Below are 16,807 nucleotides of genomic sequence, written 5' to 3'. Positions count from 1 at the left end.
GGCCAGACCAAGGTCTGCCCGCGCACAGTCGCCATTACGCAGCCGATACGTTCAAAGTCGAGTTCTCACACCCGGTCGCCAGAGCGACCCGAAAACGGTATCCGTGAGCCACTTCCCCGACAACAGCGTTACTTCGGCGGCGCGCGTAGGATACTTCCGAAGCATCCAAACCCTGAAGCTTTTGACCCCATGGTTCAGAATTGCCTTACACAGATAACCCGGCTTACCCGGCCCCCTGTAGGAGCGGGTTCACCCGCGAAGAGGCCATGCCAGGCAACACAAGGCTAATGCTCCACCGCCGCAACGGTGTATCATCCACCCCCCAAATCATTAAAAAGTGACGTCGCGCGCTGCCCGCCAGCCCCGCGGCCTTCTGGCGTTGCGCCAGAACCGACAATGGACCAACGGACCTGACCATCGTGACCCGAGCCAAACTCCTCGCCCTGTTGACCTTCGCCCTGACCGGCTGTGCCGGCGGCACCTCGCCCAACCCCAGCAGCAACCTGGACTGGAACCACCCCGGCATGCAACTGGGCGGCGACAACGGCCTGCCCCTGCGCACCGAAAGCCCCTGCCGCAAGCGCGGCTGCGACAACGACAAGCTGTTCTTCAACCCGGGCAAAAGCGAGCCTAGCGTCACCACCATGCACCGCGGCTGGTAGGAAAATTCTTCTTTTGGGCCGGTGACTTAGGTCTTTTGCGAACATTCGCAAGGAAGTGGTTTACAGGCGCCAAACGATCGCTATAATGACGCCCCATTGCCGGTATAGCTCAGATGGTAGAGCAACTGACTTGTAATCAGTAGGTCCCGGGTTCGATTCCTGGTGCCGGCACCATACGCAGTATCAAAAAAGGCTCACCGAAAGGTGGGCCTTTTTTGTTTTCGGCTAGGAGGTATGACTCAAATGGCGCCCCCCCAGCCTTGCGCAAGACGCTGTGCATTCAGCTTGCTCACGCTACGGGGCAACCGCCGCGGCGACTCGGCCGTAGAGCTGCCTCAACAATCCCATAGCGCTCTTCCAGGCTGCACCGTCGCGCATAGTAAAAGATTCAAAAGCACACCGCGTCTTCTGTAGGAACGGCCTTGTGTAGCGATGGGCCGCAAAGTGGCCCCCGGCAATCTCAGGCCAGAATAGCGAAAGCTCATGCCCTCAAAAAGCCCTGTCAGGCGGCTTTCTGCTCCAAACTCTCCCAACCTAGGCAAGCCAGCGCCAATGTGCGTGGTACCGCTTCACGACCACTGCTGTAGCGGCTGATGCTGCGGGCGCTGACTCCCAGCGCTTCGGCTGCCTGGTCGAGCGTCATCCGGTGCCGCAAACGCCAGCGAATGAAAACTCGGGTGTTTTCATCAGGTGCGTTTTGGGCAAGCGCATCCAGTAGCAGGGTGTCCGCACCAATCTGAATATCCAGCGCTGGCCACTCCACCGACCATCCTCCGTCGCCCAATACGACGCCTTCAAACGCTTTGCGCTTGGACAGTGGCGCCAAGCCAGGATACGTCTTGAGCGCATCGCTCATATCCAGGGTGAAATGCTGACCATTGGTAAAGGTAAGCTCAAGGCTAGCGCCCGATCGGGGCTGTACACCCTTCAGACGGGGACGTTTCATCGATGCCATTTCATCCACTCCTTCAACAAATCGGCCTGATTGGCCGCGACCCAGGCCAGGGCTTCTTGCACCACTTTCGCAGGTGCCCTGCCTTGGCTAACAGTCACAGATTCCAGACTGATCACCACATCCACCCCACCGCCCGTAAGGTGAACGTGGGGTGGTAGATGATCCCTTTCCCTTAGCTCGATGCGGTACTTATCGCGAAATCGGTATTTGGTAGACATGGCAGGATCGTATCGCCAATTTGGCGATACAGCAACCAACCGGCTGTGAAGTTACCCAGAGACCGCTCCCCGAAAGGTGGGCATTTTCGGTATTCAGTGCCGTTATGCTCGCCCTCCCCCCTCTCAAACCCTCCGCAACCCCCGCCGCACCTCTTTATCGGCATACATCAACTGATCCGCCGCTTTAAGCGCGGCCTGCAGCGAAGTCGCAGCGGGATCAACACTCGTAATACCAAAACTCGCACCCGCGTAATCGAACCGGCAGTCGTCAAACTCGTAGCTACCAATCAGCAGCGGCACCAGCCGTCTGCGCATCGCTGCGGCAGTTTTGGCCATTTCGTCCGGGTTGATCGAAGCGGTCAAGCCGATCACAACGAACTCGTCACCACCCCAGCGCCCAAGTTCATCTGTTGCCCGCAACCCGCCCTGCAAGCGCCGGCTGCCTTCGATCAGGAACTTGTCCCCCACCTCATGCCCGTAGGTGTCGTTGATCGCCTTGAATTCGTCGAGGTCGATAAACGCCACCAGCACCCCCTGCCCCGTTCGCTTCGCCAACGCGAAATGCCGATGCAAGGCAGCCAGGATCGCACGCCGGTTCTTCAACCCGGTCAGCGCGTCATAGTTGGCTGCATAGCGTTCTTCCTGGCGGCGCAATAGCATCTGCCCGGCCACACGGCTGGAGAGCAAGATCAAGATCAACCCGAGCGCCGCCACAGAGGCTCCGGTCCAGTAGTACTGCTGACGCATCGGCTGCAGGTGATCAAGCTTTGCCAGCGTCAGCAGCTGATATTGCGCGTCGTTCAGGGGCTGGCGATGCACCAGATAAGGGTGCCCGCCAATAAGCCATTGATCGGCCTGAGCCGCAGCTGCCACTGCGCGGATATCCATGGGCTCGCCCGGCTCTTCGTCGCCATCCAGAGGCCTGCGGATATCGGGCGGGAGCAGTGCCGCCACGTTACGCAGCATGAAGGGTTCGCTGGACGCGGTGGTCACGCGCCCCTGACGGTTCACAATCAAGGCAATGTGACGCCCTGTCAGGTAAAGGGCGATGTCCGGGGCATCGAACTTGACCGTGACAGAGCCGAGTGGCTTGCCGTCAGCATCGTCGATGCGGCTGGCTACGAAATAGGAGGGGGTTTTGTTCAGGCGGGCAATGCCGAACATTTCACCACTGCCGGTGCGCAATGCGTCGAGGAGGTAGGCCCTGCCCGTATAGATCTGGCCAACGATGCTGAATGACTCCGCCCAGTTGCTGGCCGTCACCGTATCGTCTGAGAGGTTGTTCATGTAGATACGGGCATAGTGAAGATCGCTGGCCAATCTATCCATGAAATCACCCACGCTTCGCACCAGCGGGTCACGGGTGAATTTCGAAGCGCGCTCCTCACGCGTGAGTGCCGCGAAGCCAGGCGGATCATGGCGATATCGGGCAGCGAGTTGGATCACCTCGCTTTGACGAGCCACCATGTTGGCCACGCTGGCCATCTCGGTGAACAGGCGGTCTACCACACGCCCCGTAATCTGGGCTTCGTATTCGGCGCCTGCCGCCAGGTTGTCGAGTTCTTCTGCCGTAAGGCGCTGCGCTATCCACCCGCCCAGGCTTGCCACAAGTGCCAACCAGACGACCACAATGCCCAGCGTCACCCGGCGCACGATGGATGGAATGTCCCTGCGTTGCCGCCGTTGCGGCGGATCGTAACTCACGCCGCGCTTGCCGGTTGAATGGTGCCCCAAAGCAACTCCTTTTGCGCGATACAGCAAGGTGCATCATCGACCCTGCGATACCCCGCCAAGGCGAGGCTCGAAAGATTGTAAAACATTCACCTCAGTTGATCGCCAATGGATTGATGGCGGTCAAACGACGGGCTGGGCGAGGGGTTTACGTTCAGATCAGGTAGCCCTGAGGGAGGTTGAGCATGGCCAAGAGATTCCCCACAAACCCTCGCCACCCCGAGCGTATCTGCTGGGGTTGCGACCTTTACTGCCCTGCCAAGGCGCTAGCCTGTGGCAATGGCGCAGACCGGACCATGCATCCGGTGGAGCTGTTTGGCGAGGATTGGAATAGCTTCGAGGGCCAGCTGGAGAAGCCGGTTGATCCAGGGCAAGCGGTTGAGCCTAGGTAAGAAAGGGCCGCTTGGCGGCCCAGCGCAGGCCTTGAACCCAGCGCTGGCTCTGTGGGACCGGGCTTGCCCGCGAAGCTGGCGAAGCGGGTGCAGGCACCGGCTGCGCCGGTGTTCGCGGGAGAACCCGCTCCTACAGGTACAGCGCCAGGCCTTGTGGAAGAGCTGATCAGAACGCGGTGCTTACCGTCAACGACAGGTTACGCGGGTCGCCATAAATCGCCCCGGCATAGAACCCGTACTGGCTGTAGTAGTGCTTGTCGAACAGGTTGTTGGCGTTGAGGCTGACGCTGGTCTCATCGGTCAACTGGTACTTGGCCATGGCATTCCAGATGGCATAACCGGACCAGTTCACGTCAGTGGCACCATTGCTCACACCGTTGGTGGGCTGACCAGCCGGGCTGGAGATGGCGCGGATGTTGCTCTGCGCAGTCACGCCGGCGCCCAGGGTCAGGCGGTCGAGCGGGCCGCTCAGGCGGTAGGTGGTAGAGGCCTTGAACAAGTGCGACGGGTCGCTGCGGCCGTCGCTGTCGACGCGGCGGAAGTGCAGGTAGGTGTAACCGGCGTAGACGTTCCAGTTGGGGGTCAGGGCGCCTGCGACTTCCAGGTCGATACCGTCGGTTTCCTGCCCGGAACCGGCCTTGTAGGCGCTGCCGCCGGTCGGGGTGGTCAGGTCGCCGTCCAGCACGGCCTTGTTTTCCTGCTTGGTGCGGAAGTACGCCGCCGAGGCGTTCAGGCGGCCATCGAACCACTCACCCTTGATACCGGTTTCGTAGCTCTGCCCACGAATCGGTTCGACCTTGCTGCCGCTGCTGGTTTCAGAGGTTTGCGGGGTAAAGATGTCGGTGTAGCTGGCGTATACCGAGTAGTTGTCATTGAGGTCATACACCGCGCCCAGGTAGGGGGTGACGATGCCGTTTTCTTCCTGGCTGCTGCGCTCGCCGGCCACACTGCGGGTGACCGAGGAATAGTTGCTGGTGCGCACGCCAACGATCACCGACAACGGGTCGGTGATGCTCAGGCGGGTGGCGGCGTACATGCCTTGCAGGCGGGTGGTGGTCTTGCTGTGAAGGCCGGTGCGCGAGGCGATGAGGTCGTAGTCGTCATCCACGCCATTGTGCCAGTCGGTCACCGGGAAGCCGTTGTTGGCGCGGAACTGGCAACCCAGTGCAGGCGCGCTGGCCATGCCGTCGCCGACCATGGTGCAGGTGTACTGGGGCGACCAGCCGACGGTGCGGCTGTCGTTGTAGCCGACCATGGCCTGGTGAGTGCGGCCGAACAGCTGGAACGGGCCAGACAGGTCGATCTGCGCCGATTGCTGGGTGGTGTCGCTGGAGCTGTGCAAACCGTTCAGTACGGCGCCGCTGCCGTCCTGGTCCCAATAGCCGCCGTAGCTGCCGCGCCCTGCCGAGTTTACCTTGGCAAGGCCCCGGTGGTTCAGGGCTTCGGTGGTGGCCTGGGCGGCTTTCAGGTCCAGGGTCCAGTCGTTGTCGAAGCGGTGCTCTAGCGAACCGAACGCCGTGCGGGTGGTGTATTCGCCAAAGCTCCAGCTGGGTACCAGGTTGGTGCTGCGCGGCAAGTCGGTCTTGCTGCCGTCGCGGTACCAGATCGGGATGTTCGCGCCCCAGCCGCCGCCCACAACCTTGTTGTACTCATACTGATAACCGGCGCCCAGGGTGGTGGCGTCGTCCAGGTCGAACTCGAAATTGGCCAACGCGGCGCGGGAGCGCTCGGACTGGTTGTCACGGAAGGAGTTGGCATCCTGTTGGGTCATCACGAAGCGCGAACGCAGGCGGCCATCTTCGGACAGAGGCAGGTTCAAGTCAGCCCCCAGACGACGCTTGTCCCAACTGCCGTAAGTGGCATAAGCACTGCCGCCGAAGGTTTTGGTCGGTGCCTTGCGGATCAGATTGACGGTGGCCGAGGGGTCGCCGGTGCCGCCCAGCAGGCCGTTGGCACCGCGCACGATGTCGATGCGTTCGTACAGGTCCATGTTCAGCGCATTGCCGCTGCCACTGAAATCGGAACCGCCCTGGGTCTGCAGGCCATCGACCTTCCAGTTGCTGATCGAGTAACCACGGGCGCGGTAGTCGGTACGCCCACCCACCTCGGACTTGTTGGCTGTTACGCCTGGGGTGGTTCCCAGTGCCTGCTCGATGGTGTGGATGTCGCGGTCATCCATCTGCTGGCGGGTGATGGTGGTAACCGATTGCGGCGTCTGCCGTGGTGTCAGTGCCAGGCCTGTAGAGCTACGAGTGCTCTCGACCGTGTAGCCCAACTGGCCGGCCTCGTCGGCAGGCAGTAATGCGCTGTCTTCGATCTGCGTGGCGTCCAGTACAAGGGGTTTGCCGTCGGCAGCCATTGCCCCACCGCTGATGGCGACGGCAACGCAGAAGGCCAGCGGCTGGAGGCGACTACCACTTTGACTGAAGGGGGTGAACGCTGTCGGGATGCTCTTGGGATTCATTTGGGAAGGCTTCGTATTTGCAGATGATTTTTTGTTAGGATTCTAGGGATCAGCCCTCCGGGCTCCAGACCCGACATGTACGGGGATGTAATTGAACGTAACGAGCGCCACCGGCCCTCACCTAACAGGTGTTTTTCTGCATGAGCACGACCCTGCTGGTTGTCGATGATGACGACGAGATCCGCGAACTTCTTTGTGATTACCTGACCGATGCAGGCTACAACGTGCTGGCCGCAGCCGACGGTGAACAGATGCGCGACCAGCTGGCCCGGCACAAAGTTGAGCTGGTGGTGCTCGACCTGATGTTGCCGGGTGAGGACGGCCTTAGCCTGTGCAGGCAGTTGCAGGCCACCCCCGGGTTGGCGGTGATCATGCTGTCAGCCAAGGGCAGCACGCTGGACCGCATCATCGGCCTGGAGGTGGGCGCCGACGACTATCTGGCCAAGCCCTTCGAACCACGCGAACTGATCGCCCGGATCAAAGCCGTACTGCGTCGTCCGCAACGCCTGGGCACCTGTGCCGAAGAATCCGAGCTGGACGCCCAGCTGTTCGCAGGCTTTCGTCTGGAACACGTCAAGCGCCTGCTCACCCGCCCGGATGGCGAGACCCTGACCCTGCCGCGCTCCGACTACCGCGTGCTGCGCGAACTGCTGGAAGCCAACAACCGTGTGGTCTCCCGTGACCAACTGACCCGCAGCGCGTTCGGCCGCGACCACCTGCCCGACGACCGTTCGGTGGACATGTGCGTCAGCCGCCTGCGCCAGCAACTGCGCCGGGCACCGGCGGGGGCCGCGCAAATCCTGACCATCCGCAACGAAGGCTATCTGCTGAGTATCGCCAGCCTCACGGCCGGGGCCTGACATGCGCTGGTTTCACCGGCTGTGGCCACGCACCTTGTTTGGTCAACTGCTGCTGATCATGGTCAGTGGCACGCTGGTGATCCAGTTGATGTCGAGCAGCATCTGGTTCGATGTGCGTTTCGCCCAGGCGCTAGAGGTGCCCGTGCGACTGGTTGCTGCACGCAGCGCCCCCCTGATTGCCCAGATCGACTGCCACGGCGGTACATTGCAGACGCCAGCCCACTACCAGCTTCGCTGCGTCGAAAGCCTGCCTGGGCAAGAGCATGACAAGCGCCCTGGGCGCAGGCGGGTCGAGCTGTTGCTGCAGCAGGCCCTGAAGTACGAACTGGGGCATGCCCAGGACGTGCGCCTGATGAACGTTCAACTCACCGACGAACTGGGCCAACCGATCGTCTGGCGCAGCCTGTTCGGCCTGCGCACGGCCCAGGCGCATATCCAGTTCGCGCTGCCGCTGGCCGATGGGCACTGGCTGACCATTGCGGGCCAGGAACTGCAGGGCTGGAGCGGCGAGTCGGCCTGGGTGCTGATCAGCGATTACCTGCTGCGGGTGTATGCGCTGCGTATTGTCGCCGTGTTGCTGGTGTGCCTGATTGCGGTGCGCCTGTGCCTGCGCCCGTTGCATCGCCTGGCCGATGCTGCGCGCGGGCTGGGCAGTAACCTCGAACAGCCTCCCCTGGCACTGGATGGCCCGGAAGAAGTACGCCAGGCGGCGCAGGCGTTCAACGCGATGCAGCAGCGGCTGATTGCCATGGTCAACGACAAGGCCTACTTCCTGGCCGCCGTGTCCCACGACCTGCGTACCCCACTGACCCGCATGCGCCTGCGCCTGGAGCGATTACCCGATGACGAACACCGCCAGCGCCTGCGGCAGAACATCACGCAGATGGACGATATGATCGGTCAGGTTCTGGATTACCTGCGTGCCGGAGAGCAGCAGAATTTGCAGCAGGTGGACCTGGACCGGCTGGTGACGCGCCAGTGTGCGGACCTGGCTACTGACCAGGAACCCCTGCCCGTGCACGGCCGGGTCAACAGCCTGCGGGTGGATGCCCTGCTGCTGCAGCGCTGTCTGCAGAACTTGCTGGTCAATGCGTTGCGTTATGCCAAGGATGTTTCCGTCACGCTGGAGCGAACGACCACAGGGGTGTTCATCCACATCGACGACCGCGGGCCGGGGATTGCGCCAGCGCTGCTGACGACCATTACCGACCCGTTCGTGCGCGGTGAGGGGTCGCGTAACCAGGCATCCGGGGGATATGGGCTGGGGCTGAGCATTGCCCAGCGGATCGCCACCAGCCATGGGGGTGAGCTGATGCTGGCGAACCGAGCGGGCGGCGGGTTACGGGTCAGCCTGCAGCTCCCCGTCTAAAGGCTGATCCAGGGGCCGGCGTGTAACAGTCTTTTACCGATTACCCAGGTTTTCCGTCCCCTGTGTTTGCCTATCCTATGCCCGGTCATCCTGCCTGCGATGGACCCATGAAACACTCTCTTCCCAGCCGCTACGCCTGCTTCGTACTCTGCCTTGTCTTCACCTTCGCCAGCCTGCCCCTGCTGTCCCAGCATGCCTGGCTGTGGCCGGTAACGCTGATCACCGCGCTGCTCAGCCTGGTCGGCCTTAATGACCTGCGTCAAAGCCACCATGCGGTGCGACGCAACTACCCGATCCTGGGCAATATCCGTTACCTGATCGAAACCATCCGCCCGGAAATCCGCCAGTACCTGATCGAAGGTGACGACGACAAGCTGCCGTTCTCCCGTTCGCAACGCTCGCTGGTCTACGCCCGCGCCAAGAACGAAAGCGCCGAGAAAGCGTTCGGCACACTCAACGACGCCTACAAACCTGGTTTCGAGTTCATCAGCCATTCCATGCTACCGGTGGCCACGCCGGACCCTGCCTCGTTCCGCATTGCCATCGGCGGGCCGCAATGCCGAATGCCCTACTCGGCCTCGATCTTCAACATCTCGGCGATGAGTTTCGGCGCCCTCAGCGCCAACGCCATCGCTGCGCTCAATCGCGGCGCGCGCATGGGCCGGTTTGCCCATGACACTGGCGAAGGCAGCATCAGTCCGTACCACCGTGAACACGGCGGCGACCTGATCTGGGAAATTGGCAGCGGCTACTTCGGCTGCCGCACCGAGGACGGTCGTTTCGATCCACAGCGCTTCGCCGAACAGGCCCGTTCGGCACAGGTGAAGATGATCGAGATCAAGCTCAGCCAGGGCGCCAAGCCTGGCCACGGCGGCATTTTACCGGGGCACAAGGTCAGCCCCGAAATTGCCGAGACCCGTGGCGTACGCGCCGGCGAGGACTGCATCTCGCCGGCGGCGCACAGCGCATTCCGCACACCAGTGGAGTTGCTGCATTTCGTAGCCAGCCTGCGCGAGCTTTCGGGCGGCAAGCCCGTGGGCTTCAAGTTCTGCCTGGGCCACCCCTGGGAGTTCATGGGCATTGCCAAGGCCATGCTCGCCACCGGCATCACCCCTGACTTCATCGTTGTCGACGGCAAGGAAGGTGGCACCGGCGCGGCACCTCGCGAGTTCAGCGACAACATGGGCGTGCCAATGCGCGAAGGCCTGATGTTCGTGCACAACACGTTGGTCGGCCTGAACCTGCGCTCCAGCATCCGCATTGGTGCGGCGGGCAAGATCGTCAGCGCCTTCGACATTGCCAGCGTTTTGGCCATCGGCGCTGACTGGGTCAATTCGGCACGCGGTTTCATGTTTGCCATTGGCTGCATTCAGTCGCAGAGCTGCCACACCAACAAGTGCCCGACCGGCGTGGCCACCCAAGACCCTCTGCGCCAGCGTGCCCTGGTGGTGCCAGACAAAGCCGAGCGGGTGGCCAGCTTCCACCGCAACACATTGCACGCGCTGGCCGAGATGTTGGCTGCCGCAGGCCTTGAGCACCCTTCGGAGCTCAGGCCCAAACACCTGGCACGGCGCATCAGCCCCAGCGAAATAGGGTTGTTTTCGGACTTGCACACATTCCTCAAGCCGGGGGAGCTACTCAGTGGCTCGATCGAAAGCGAGTTTTATGCACGGATGTGGCGGATGGCGCGTAGCGACAGCTTTGCACCGGAGACGGGGGACACTGCAACACGAACTGTGGCATCAAGACTGCGCCACGAAGAGACTGAACCTGCATGACAAACATGACTGGGGCTGCCCTGCAGCCCTTCGCGGGCGTGCCCGCGAAGGGCCGCAGCGCGGCCCCAGCTTTCATGCAAAGAACTGCGGATCAGAAGATGCTGATCGGGTACTCGACGAATACGCGGACTTCGTTGCCGTCGTCGTTGTAACCGTTCTGCTGCACGGCGTTGTTGGTACGCAAGAACGAGCTACGCAGTTTGATGGACAGGTCCTTGGCCGGGCCGTCCTGCACCACGTAACGGATCTGGTTGAAGATCTCGCGCTCTTTACCTTCGCCGAAGCCTTGCGGGTTGGCGACGTTACGGGTGTTGATGTTGTCACCCACCACGTAGGCCAGCTTGTAGGTCAGGCCCGGAATGCCATAGGCACCGAAGTCCAGGCCGTAGCCCAGCTGCCAGGAGCGCTCGTCTTCGGCGTTGAAGTCGGACCAGTACGAGTTGGCCAGGTAGATGGTGGAACCACCGTCACCCTGACGGCCTGCGTTCTGATACCCGCCGTAGTTATAGCCAGTGCTACCGGTGCTGCGCTGGTGGGCGATTGTGAACGAGTGCGGGCCATAGGCGTAAGTGGCCGCCAGGCTCCAAATTGTGTTGGAGTCACCGGTCAGCTCGGCAGCCTTGACATGCTTGTTGTTGATGTCCGACTTGTAGCCGTTGAAGTCCAGGGTCAGGGACTGGTCGCTGGCGATCGGGAAGACGTAGTTCAAGCCCAGGTAGTGCTTCTTCATAACGTCTTCGTTGTCGGCGGTGTACAGCGAAGCGGTGAAGTTGTCGGTGAACTTGTAGCTGGCACCGAAGACGTTGATCGACTTCAGGCCACCACCATCACGGCGCTCGGCGCTCTTGCGCGCTTCCTGGGTGAAGCGACCAGCGTTCAGTTCCAGACCCTGGATCTCTTTGGAGGTGATCAGGGTACCGGTGAAGCTTTCTGGCAACAGACGTGCATCGTCGTACTGCAGCACTGGCAGTGCTGGCATCTGGTCACCGTACTTAAGCACGGTGTTGGAAATGCGGAATTTCACTGCAGCACCACCACGGGCCAGGTTATGCGGCGAACTGGCGTTGCCTTCGGCATTGGTGGTTTCGTGCGGTTTGAAGAAGTCGACGCCGCCGCCACCGTTGTGACCTTTGCCGCCATCCAGGCGCACGGCGTACAGGCCAAATGCGTCAACGCCGACGCCAACGGTGCCCTGGGTGAAGCCGGAGGAGAAGTTGGCGATGAACGCCTGGCCCCATTCGATCTGGTCGTCGGTGCCATGCTTCTTGTCACGGTTGATGTAGGCGTTGCGCAGAAGGACGTTGGCGTGGCTGTCCTCGATGAAACCCTTGCTGTCAGCCTGGTCATTGGCCTGAGCCTGGGTCGCGGCGATCATCGCCAGGGCGACCAGGCTGATCCTGGTTTTCAACATGTTGTTTTCCTTATTTCTTAATCAAAAACGCGCTGCAATATGACGCCAGGAACCAACGCCCCTTCGTAGGTTCGACGCTATGCGGATCCAGCCGGGCGGGCCAACCGGTAAGTTCACGGCGGCCCTTGGCAGCAGCCTGGCCAATACCATGGCCAGCAGGCGTTGGCCGAATCCTAGCCGCGCGAGATTACAAATGTCAAAAAGTCGTGAAATACAGGTTGATATAACCAAGAAATTCGGCGTATCCGGTGCATTTTCATGCAGGTTTGCGCTATCAGCGGGCAATTTATCTTGTGTAGGAAATTGCCTTTTGATCAAACGGACAATTTCCTGTGAGCAGGCAAAGCGTGGCCGCAGAGCCTGTTACAAAAAGATACATATGTAAAGACAACCCTTTACAAATACCCAAGCAAGAGCAAATAGCAAGCATTACCATTCGCACCTTATTTTCAACTGCCCGGTCTGAATGTGCCCATGCTTGTACCCTGCCGCCTTTCACCCCTGACGCTCGGCCTGTCGCTGCTTTTCAGCGCCAGCCTGGCCAGTGCCGCCACCACCACGCTGCCGGAGTCGTCGGTTACCGCCGACAGCGAGCGCGAGAAGGACAACCCGCGGGTCAAGGAGGTGAGCACCGCAACCCGCACTTCGACGCCTGTGCGTTATGTGCCGCAGGCCATCGATACGGTGAAAACCGCCAATGTGCTGGACTACGGCAGCAACACGCTGGGCAAGGCACTGGAGGGCATCCCAAACGTCAGCAGCAGCGCCGACACTCGTTTTGACAGCGTACGCATCCGCGGCTTCGAGGCCAGCAACGACTTCTACCTGGACGGTATCCGCGACGACAGCCAGTACATCCGCGACTTGCACAACATCGAGCGGGTCGAGGTGTTGAAGGGGCCGGCAGCGGTGCTGTATGGCCGTGGTAGCCAGGGCGGCATCATCAACAGGGTCAGCAAGGCAGCGGAGCCGGGTCGCCGCTCGACCATCGAAGCACAGGCCGGCAGCGAAGACCTGCGCAGCCTGTATGCCGACCTCAGCGCCGACCCCAGCGACACGGTCAGCCTACGCCTGAACATGGGCAACCAGGACAACAACAGCTTCCGCGATGGTATCGACGGCAGCCGCCAACTGTTCGCCCCGTCGCTCAGCTGGCAGATCACCCCCGACCTGAACTGGCTGGTGCAGTATGAATACAGCCGCTACAACCGCACGCCCGACCGTGGCATTCCTGGGGTCAATGGTCGCCCCGCCGACGTCAGCCGCGGCACCACCTACGGCGACCAGCGCGACTACATCGATGATCGCGCCCAGTCGCTGCGTTCGCGGCTGAACTACCAGTTGAACGAAACCTGGCAACTGCGCCACACCCTGGGCCTGTTCAAACTCGACAGCGAGTTCGACAACACCTATGTCACGGGCTACGACGCCGGCACCAATACCTTGACCCGCCAACGCTGGCAGCAGGACCTGAACACCCGCAACCTGTTCAACAACCTGGAGGCCGAGGGCGACTTCGACACCTTGGGCCTTGAACACAAGCTGCTGCTGGGCCTGGAGTTCGGCAACCAGCGGCGCGACCCGTTGCTGTACAGCGCTGGCAGACAGGACCTGCCAGGCCTGGGCAAACCCAGCCAGCCGCACAATGGTGCGTTGGCGGTATCAAGCAACAACCACACCGTGGTCGACAGCCGCGGGGTTTATCTGCAGGACCAGATTCGCCTGAACGATCAGTGGCAGGTTCTCGCCGGCGTGCGCTTTGACCAGTTCGAAGTGGAAACCACCAACAAGGATGGCTTGCGCGAACCGCAGGACAGCAACAGCACCAGCCCACGCCTGGGCGTGGTCTACACGCCATGGCGCGACCATTCGTTCTACGCCTCGTGGAGCAAAACTTTCTCACCGGTGGGTGGCGGCTTGATCGGCATCACCCCAGGGGCACAGGGCAACACCAATAAAACCGACCCGGAAGAGACCCGGCAGAAAGAAATAGGCGTAAAGAGCGACTGGTTGGACCAGCGCCTGACCACCACCCTGGCTATCTACGAGCTGGAACTTTACAACCGCCGCACCCGCGACCCGAACGACCCGAACATCATCTTGCTCAGCGGCATGCAGCGTTCACGCGGCATCGAGCTGACTGCCACCGGCAACATCGTCGGCAACTGGTATGTACGCGGCGGCATTGGCCTGCAGGATGCGACCATCGTCAAGGACAAGAACGGCCAGGAAGGCAACCGCATCAATGACGTGGCCAGGCGCAATGGCAGCCTGTTCGTGACCTGGAAGCCAGAACTGGGCTGGTACGCCGAAACCGGGCTGACACTGGTGGGCGAGCGTTATGCGGACAACCAGAACACCACGTTGTTGCCGGGGTACGGCCGCTGGGATGCGCTGGCGGGCTACCGTACGCATGACTGGGATGTGCGGGCGGCGTTGAGCAACATTGCCGACAAGACCTATTACAGCTCGGCGACCAGTGCGGCGCAGATCCAGGTGGGCGATCCGCGTAGCCTTGTGGTGACGGGTAGCTACAGCTTCTGATCTTTGTTGACTGTACCTGCCTCTTAGCGGGCAAGCCCGCGGAGAGGCAGGTACAGGTGCAATCGATCAGTGCCACACCGCCATCAGCGCCTGCATCTCTGCTTCACTGATCAACCCTTGGGGGTATCGCCCGGCAAGCAGACGTCGTGGGTCGGTCGTCCTGACCCTGATGCTTCCATGGTGTTTCAACCACTTCGCCACAAGCCTGAGCGATTGGCGATCAACTGCCGATGGGCGCAAAGCCGACTCACTTGCTGCGTTCATGTCTACACGTACTCCCTGGCCCGTGAGTGGCTAATTTACGTAGTTATTGTTACAGATCCGAGGCGCGGCCTGGCCGTGCAATCTCTCTATCTGTTTGAAAAACAATACAAAACGTATGCCAGCTCGGCGCCCGGGCGTCGCCCGCGCAAAAAAGAGGCCCGTCACACGACGGGCCTCTTTATTCATCACGCGTTCAGCGCTTGATCGGCGCCGGCTGCTGTTGGGTCAGGCAGTGAATGTTGCCGCCACCCAAAAGCAGCTCGCGGCCCGGGATCATCACCACCTCGTGGTCGGGGAAGATCCTTGCCAGGATCGCTCTGGCTTCGGCATCTGCCGGGTCGTCGAAGCTTGGGGCAATAATGCCACCGTTGACGATCAGGAAGTTCACATACGAGCCCGCCAGGCGCACCGATGGGTCACGCTCCTGGCTGCCGGCGACCTGATCGACACCGGCGCACTCTTCGGAAGTGGCGAACAGCGGCCCCGGGATCGGCATCTTGTGCACGATGAACTCGCGACCCTTGGCGTCGCGGGTGTTCTTCAGCACGTCCATGGCCGCGTGGCAGCGCGCATAATTGGGGTCGTTGGAATCATCGGTCCAAGCCAGTAACACTTCGCCCGGGCGCACGTAACAGCAGAAATTGTCGACATGGCCGTCGGTTTCATCGTTGTACAAGCCATCCGGCAGCCACACCACGGTGTCAACTGCCAAGTGATCGCGCAGCACCGCTTCGATCTGCTCGCGGCTCAGGTGCGGGTTGCGGTTGCGATTGAGCAGGCATTCCTCAGTGGTGATAACGGTGCCTTCGCCGTCTACGTGGATCGAACCCCCTTCAAGCACAAAGCCTTCGGTCTGGTAGCGCTGGCAGCGCTCCATTTCCAGCACCTTGGCGGCCAGTTCCTCGTCGCGGTTCCAGGGTGCGTACAGGCCACCATCAAAGCCGCCCCAGGCATTGAAGCCCCAATCTACACCGCGCACTTCGCCATGGTCATTGATGACGAAGGTCGGGCCGGTGTCACGCACCCACGCATCGTCGTTGCTGATTTCAACCACACGAATGTTCGGCTGGTCGAGTTGGCGTCGAGCGTTTTCGTACTGGCCGGCGGAGACTGCGACGGTCACAGGTTCGAAACGGGCAATGGCCTTGGCCAGGGTTACGTGGGCAGCCTGCGCCGGCTTGCCGCCCAGGCGCCAGTTGTCCGGGCGCTCCGGCCAGACCATCCATACCTGAGTTTGCGGGGCCCACTCGGCGGGCATGTGGAAACCATCGGCACGGGGCGTGGAGTTGAGGGTTTTCATGGGTGACCTCTGTGATGGCCCTGAGCCGGGTGTGCTGGGGCGTTTGTCAATTTATAACCGATATATATCGATATTTAAAGCCTGATAATCTAAGATTTTGCTGCCTAAAGGCAAATTTAAATCGATAACAATCGGCAATCGTTAGGGCTGGTCTGGTTAAAGGAACTGCCTGCCGTCTACCATAGCCATCCCTTATGCATCCTGTTACAGCTACGCGCGGAAATTTCCGGCAAGGCCGACTAGGGTCAATACTTGAGCGACGGGCCAGCGAGCCGCTATGAACATCATCCCTACAGCAATACCTGAAGTACTGATCATCGAGCCAAAGGTGTTCGCTGACAGCCGTGGTTTCTTCTTCGAGGCATTCAATGCCCGTGAGTTCTCACAGCAAACCGGCGTGAACGTGGAGTTCGTTCAGGACAACCACTCGCGTTCCATCAAGGGCGTGCTCCGTGGGCTGCACTACCAGGTGGCAAACACCCAGGGCAAGCTGGTGCGCGTGGTGCACGGGGAAATCCGCGATATCGCCGTGGACGTGCGCAAAAGCTCGCCAACATTCGGCAAATGGGTCGCGGTGCACCTGTCGGCCGACAACCATCGCCAGCTGTGGATTCCACCTGGCTTCGCCCACGGTTTTGCGGTGATGAGTGAATCGGCCGAGTTCCTTTACAAGACCACCGACTACTACAACCCGGGTGCTGACCGCTGTATACGCTGGGACGACCCCCAGCTGGACATCGACTGGGGGCTGCAGCAGCCACCGCTGTTATCGGACAAGGACAAGGTGGGCCTGACATTGGCAGAGGCGGAACTGCTGCCTTAACTAGCGCATAATTGCGTCAGACTTTTCTGGCGCATT

The 16,807-nt window shown here is 61.1% G+C and carries 14 protein-coding genes and 1 tRNA gene; 8 read left to right on the top strand and 7 right to left on the bottom strand.

All coding sequences use genetic code 11. The features are described 5' to 3' along the window. Positions 1–419: 419 nt before the first annotated feature. Together ACF8EA_RS02700 and ACF8EA_RS02695 are read left to right on the top strand one after the other, a co-directional pair. Positions 420–662 (top strand): hypothetical protein, encoded by a 243-nt coding sequence (locus ACF8EA_RS02700; RefSeq protein WP_021782622.1) that lies wholly within the window; start codon positions 420–422, stop codon positions 660–662. A 98-nt stretch (positions 663–760) separates the two neighbouring features. Next, positions 761–836 (top strand) — tRNA-Thr (locus ACF8EA_RS02695). A 328-nt stretch (positions 837–1,164) separates the two neighbouring features. On the opposite strand, the gene ACF8EA_RS02690 is transcribed toward ACF8EA_RS02695, so the two are convergent. The 3 genes from ACF8EA_RS02690 to ACF8EA_RS02680 all read right to left on the bottom strand — a co-directional run bounded on the left by ACF8EA_RS02690 (position 1,165) and on the right by ACF8EA_RS02680 (position 3,569). Then, positions 1,165–1,617, bottom strand: a complete 453-nt coding sequence (locus ACF8EA_RS02690) for a DUF2442 domain-containing protein (RefSeq protein WP_103443315.1) — start codon at positions 1,615–1,617, stop codon at positions 1,165–1,167. Next, positions 1,605–1,835, bottom strand: coding sequence for a DUF4160 domain-containing protein (locus tag ACF8EA_RS02685; RefSeq protein ID WP_081237919.1), 231 nt, complete (start codon positions 1,833–1,835; stop codon positions 1,605–1,607). Before ACF8EA_RS02685 ends, ACF8EA_RS02690 begins: the two co-directional genes overlap by 13 nt. A 123-nt stretch (positions 1,836–1,958) precedes the next feature. Beyond that, the gene (locus ACF8EA_RS02680) at positions 1,959–3,569 is read right to left on the bottom strand and encodes a diguanylate cyclase domain-containing protein (RefSeq protein ID WP_392521061.1); all 1,611 of its coding nucleotides are present in this window, start codon (positions 3,567–3,569) and stop codon (positions 1,959–1,961) included. 182 nt (positions 3,570–3,751) lie between these two features. On the opposite strand from ACF8EA_RS02680, the gene ACF8EA_RS02675 reads away from it, so the two are divergent. Continuing rightward, a complete protein-coding gene (locus ACF8EA_RS02675; RefSeq protein WP_103443313.1) occupies positions 3,752–3,958 on the top strand; it encodes a DUF3079 domain-containing protein in 207 nt (68 codons plus the stop codon). A 166-nt stretch (positions 3,959–4,124) separates the two neighbouring features. Here the strand turns inward: ACF8EA_RS02675 and ACF8EA_RS02670 are convergent, their stop codons facing one another. After that, complete coding sequence (locus ACF8EA_RS02670; protein WP_392521060.1) at positions 4,125–6,422, bottom strand: TonB-dependent siderophore receptor; 2,298 nt, start codon at positions 6,420–6,422, stop codon at positions 4,125–4,127. A 140-nt stretch (positions 6,423–6,562) separates the two neighbouring features. On the opposite strand from ACF8EA_RS02670, the gene ACF8EA_RS02665 reads away from it, so the two are divergent. The 3 genes from ACF8EA_RS02665 (at position 6,563) to ACF8EA_RS02655 (ending at position 10,429) form a co-directional block, all read left to right on the top strand. Then, a complete protein-coding gene (locus tag ACF8EA_RS02665; RefSeq protein ID WP_392521059.1) occupies positions 6,563–7,282 on the top strand; it encodes a response regulator in 720 nt (239 codons plus the stop codon). Position 7,283: 1 nt separating this feature from the next. Then, positions 7,284–8,651, top strand: a complete 1,368-nt coding sequence (locus ACF8EA_RS02660; protein ID WP_392521058.1) for an ATP-binding protein — start codon at positions 7,284–7,286, stop codon at positions 8,649–8,651. Positions 8,652–8,758: 107 nt separating this feature from the next. After that, positions 8,759–10,429, top strand: coding sequence for an FMN-binding glutamate synthase family protein (locus tag ACF8EA_RS02655; RefSeq protein ID WP_021782615.1), 1,671 nt, complete (start codon positions 8,759–8,761; stop codon positions 10,427–10,429). Between the two features lie 91 nt (positions 10,430–10,520). On the opposite strand, the gene ACF8EA_RS02650 is transcribed toward ACF8EA_RS02655, so the two are convergent. Beyond that, positions 10,521–11,840 (bottom strand): OprD family porin, encoded by a 1,320-nt coding sequence (locus tag ACF8EA_RS02650; RefSeq protein ID WP_021782614.1) that lies wholly within the window; start codon positions 11,838–11,840, stop codon positions 10,521–10,523. Positions 11,841–12,314: 474 nt separating this feature from the next. On the opposite strand from ACF8EA_RS02650, the gene ACF8EA_RS02645 reads away from it, so the two are divergent. Beyond that, positions 12,315–14,384 (top strand): TonB-dependent receptor, encoded by a 2,070-nt coding sequence (locus ACF8EA_RS02645; protein WP_392521057.1) that lies wholly within the window; start codon positions 12,315–12,317, stop codon positions 14,382–14,384. Positions 14,385–14,450: 66 nt separating this feature from the next. On the opposite strand, the gene ACF8EA_RS02640 is transcribed toward ACF8EA_RS02645, so the two are convergent. Continuing rightward, the gene (locus tag ACF8EA_RS02640; RefSeq protein WP_080671093.1) at positions 14,451–14,648 is read right to left on the bottom strand and encodes a hypothetical protein; all 198 of its coding nucleotides are present in this window, start codon (positions 14,646–14,648) and stop codon (positions 14,451–14,453) included. A gap of 193 nt (positions 14,649–14,841) precedes the next feature. Further along, positions 14,842–15,948: an agmatine deiminase gene (gene aguA, locus ACF8EA_RS02635; RefSeq protein ID WP_274148569.1), complete on the bottom strand. Its 1,107-nt coding sequence runs from the start codon at positions 15,946–15,948 to the stop codon at positions 14,842–14,844. A 277-nt stretch (positions 15,949–16,225) separates the two neighbouring features. Here aguA and rfbC point away from each other — a divergent pair, with 277 nt between their 5' ends. Beyond that, positions 16,226–16,771 carry a dTDP-4-dehydrorhamnose 3,5-epimerase gene (rfbC, locus tag ACF8EA_RS02630; RefSeq protein WP_021782612.1) on the top strand — a complete coding sequence of 182 codons (546 nt, stop codon included), beginning with the start codon at positions 16,226–16,228 and terminating at the stop codon, positions 16,769–16,771. The last annotated feature ends 36 nt before the right edge of the window (positions 16,772–16,807 follow it).

It is taken from the genome of Pseudomonas sp. YQ_5 (assembly GCF_043103305.1).
Taxonomy (GTDB): Bacteria; Pseudomonadota; Gammaproteobacteria; order Pseudomonadales; family Pseudomonadaceae; genus Aquipseudomonas; species Aquipseudomonas putida_Y.
The sequence above is the reverse complement of the archived record's forward strand: the minus strand, read 5'-3'. Positions and strand labels throughout refer to the sequence as shown.

Bases quoted from the DNA above. Each gene is read 5' to 3' on its own strand.
- ACF8EA_RS02655 (WP_021782615.1), top strand. From the start codon at position 8,759: ATGAAACACTCTCTTCCCAGCCGCTACGCCTGCTTCGTACTCTGCCTT.
- ACF8EA_RS02660 (WP_392521058.1), top strand. From the start codon at position 7,284: ATGCGCTGGTTTCACCGGCTGTGGCCACGCACCTTGTTTGGTCAACTG.
- ACF8EA_RS02690 (WP_103443315.1), bottom strand. From the start codon at position 1,617: ATGGCATCGATGAAACGTCCCCGTCTGAAGGGTGTACAGCCCCGATCG.
- ACF8EA_RS02675 (WP_103443313.1), top strand. From the start codon at position 3,752: ATGGCCAAGAGATTCCCCACAAACCCTCGCCACCCCGAGCGTATCTGC.
- aguA (WP_274148569.1), bottom strand. From the start codon at position 15,948: ATGAAAACCCTCAACTCCACGCCCCGTGCCGATGGTTTCCACATGCCC.
- ACF8EA_RS02640 (WP_080671093.1), bottom strand. From the start codon at position 14,648: ATGAACGCAGCAAGTGAGTCGGCTTTGCGCCCATCGGCAGTTGATCGC.
- ACF8EA_RS02685 (WP_081237919.1), bottom strand. From the start codon at position 1,835: ATGTCTACCAAATACCGATTTCGCGATAAGTACCGCATCGAGCTAAGG.
- ACF8EA_RS02645 (WP_392521057.1), top strand. From the start codon at position 12,315: ATGCTTGTACCCTGCCGCCTTTCACCCCTGACGCTCGGCCTGTCGCTG.
- ACF8EA_RS02670 (WP_392521060.1), bottom strand. From the start codon at position 6,422: ATGAATCCCAAGAGCATCCCGACAGCGTTCACCCCCTTCAGTCAAAGT.
- ACF8EA_RS02650 (WP_021782614.1), bottom strand. From the start codon at position 11,840: ATGTTGAAAACCAGGATCAGCCTGGTCGCCCTGGCGATGATCGCCGCG.
- ACF8EA_RS02665 (WP_392521059.1), top strand. From the start codon at position 6,563: ATGAGCACGACCCTGCTGGTTGTCGATGATGACGACGAGATCCGCGAA.
- rfbC (WP_021782612.1), top strand. From the start codon at position 16,226: ATGAACATCATCCCTACAGCAATACCTGAAGTACTGATCATCGAGCCA.